General features: G+C 72.8%; 1 protein-coding gene and 1 pseudogene. One reads left to right on the forward strand and one right to left on the reverse strand.

Going from position 1 to position 1,421, the window contains the following annotated elements; all coding sequences use genetic code 11:
• Positions 1–687, reverse strand: a pseudogene (locus G6018_RS12855) (NADH:flavin oxidoreductase/NADH oxidase); the annotation flags it as partial.
• A 98-nt stretch (positions 688–785) separates the two neighbouring features.
• Between G6018_RS12855 and moaC the strand changes: the two are divergent.
• A partial coding sequence (gene moaC / locus G6018_RS12860; RefSeq protein WP_182639803.1) for a cyclic pyranopterin monophosphate synthase MoaC occupies positions 786–1,421 on the forward strand: 636 nt, incomplete at its 3' end.

Genomic DNA, 1,421 nt, shown 5'->3' on the forward strand with positions numbered 1-1,421 from the left:
CAGCGGCTTGCCCGCGGGCCAGACCTGACGGACCGCATCGCAGATCTCCACCAGGAGTCGCGCGCGGTTCTCGCGGGAGCCGCCGTACTCGTCCGTCCGCTCGTTGGACAGGGGTGAGAGGAACTCGTGGACGAGGTAGCCGTGCGCCGCGTGGATCTCGACCACGTCGAACCCGGCCTGATCCGCGCGTCGCGCGGCATCGGCGAAGGCGTCCACCACGCCGCGGATCCCCTCGAGGTCAAGCGCGACGGGAGTGGCCATGTCGCCGAACGGGATCGCCGAGGGGGCGACCGTGGTCCACCCGCCCTCCTCTACCGGCAGCGAGCCGGTGGGCTCTCCCGGGAAGGCCCTGTAGGTCGACGCCTTGCGCCCGGCGTGGGCCAGTTGGATCCCGATCGCCGCGCCCTGCGAGTGCACGAAGTCCACGATCGGCGCCCACGCGTCCCGCTGCGCGTCGTTCCACAGCCCGGCGTCGTGGGCGCTGATGCGACCCTCCGGGACCACCGCGGACGCCTCCGCGAGGATCAGTCCGAACCCGCCCTGCGCCCGCGCGCCGAGGTGCACGAGATGCCACGGGGTGGGGACGCCGTCGCGGGCGTCGCACGAGTACTGGCACATCGGTGAGAGCCACGCGCGGTTCCGGATCTCGAGATCGCGGATTCGGATGGGGTCGAAGAGCAGCGGCATGCCACCGATTAAACCCGCGCCGGCCGGGTCAGGGTCGCCGGGGACCACCCCCGGACGGGCGCTCACGCACCCCTTCGCCGCCGACTAGCGTGGGCGCCATGACTGACGCCCAGACCGGACCGGGTTCCTCCTCGGAGCCCACGCTGACCCCACAGCCGCAGCTCACCCACCTCGACGCCGAGGGCCGGGTCCGGATGGTCGACGTGGGCGACAAGGCCGTCACCACCCGCACCGCCACCGCCGAGGGGGTCTTCCGCACCCGGCCGGAGGTGGTGACCATGGTCGCGGGCGACGATCTGGGCAAGGCCGACGTCCTGGCCACCGCCAGATTGGCCGGGATCGGCGCCGCCAAGAAGACCTCCGAGCTGATCCCCCTGTGTCACCAGATCCCCCTGAACTCGGTCAAGGTGCGCTTCGATCTCGACGCGCCGGCCGGCGAGATCCGGGTGTCGGCCACCGCCAGGACGACCGGCCGCACGGGTGTGGAGATGGAGGCGCTCACCGCCGTGTCGGTGGCCGGTCTGACGCTGCACGACATGATCAAGGCCGTCGACCCCCTGGCCACGATGGACGGGGTCAGGCTGGCCACCAAGACCGGCGGCAAGCGGGGCGACTGGACCAGGGAGTCCGACGACGAGTCGGCTCGCGCGGCCACCGGGCGGACCGCGGTGGAGTCGGGCCGGAGCGCCGTCGTCGTCGTCTCCTCCACCGCCGCCGCGCACGGGCGGCGGGAG

Source organism: Dietzia sp. DQ11-44 (assembly GCF_014145205.1).
Classification (GTDB): domain Bacteria; phylum Actinomycetota; class Actinomycetes; order Mycobacteriales; family Mycobacteriaceae; genus Dietzia; species Dietzia natronolimnaea.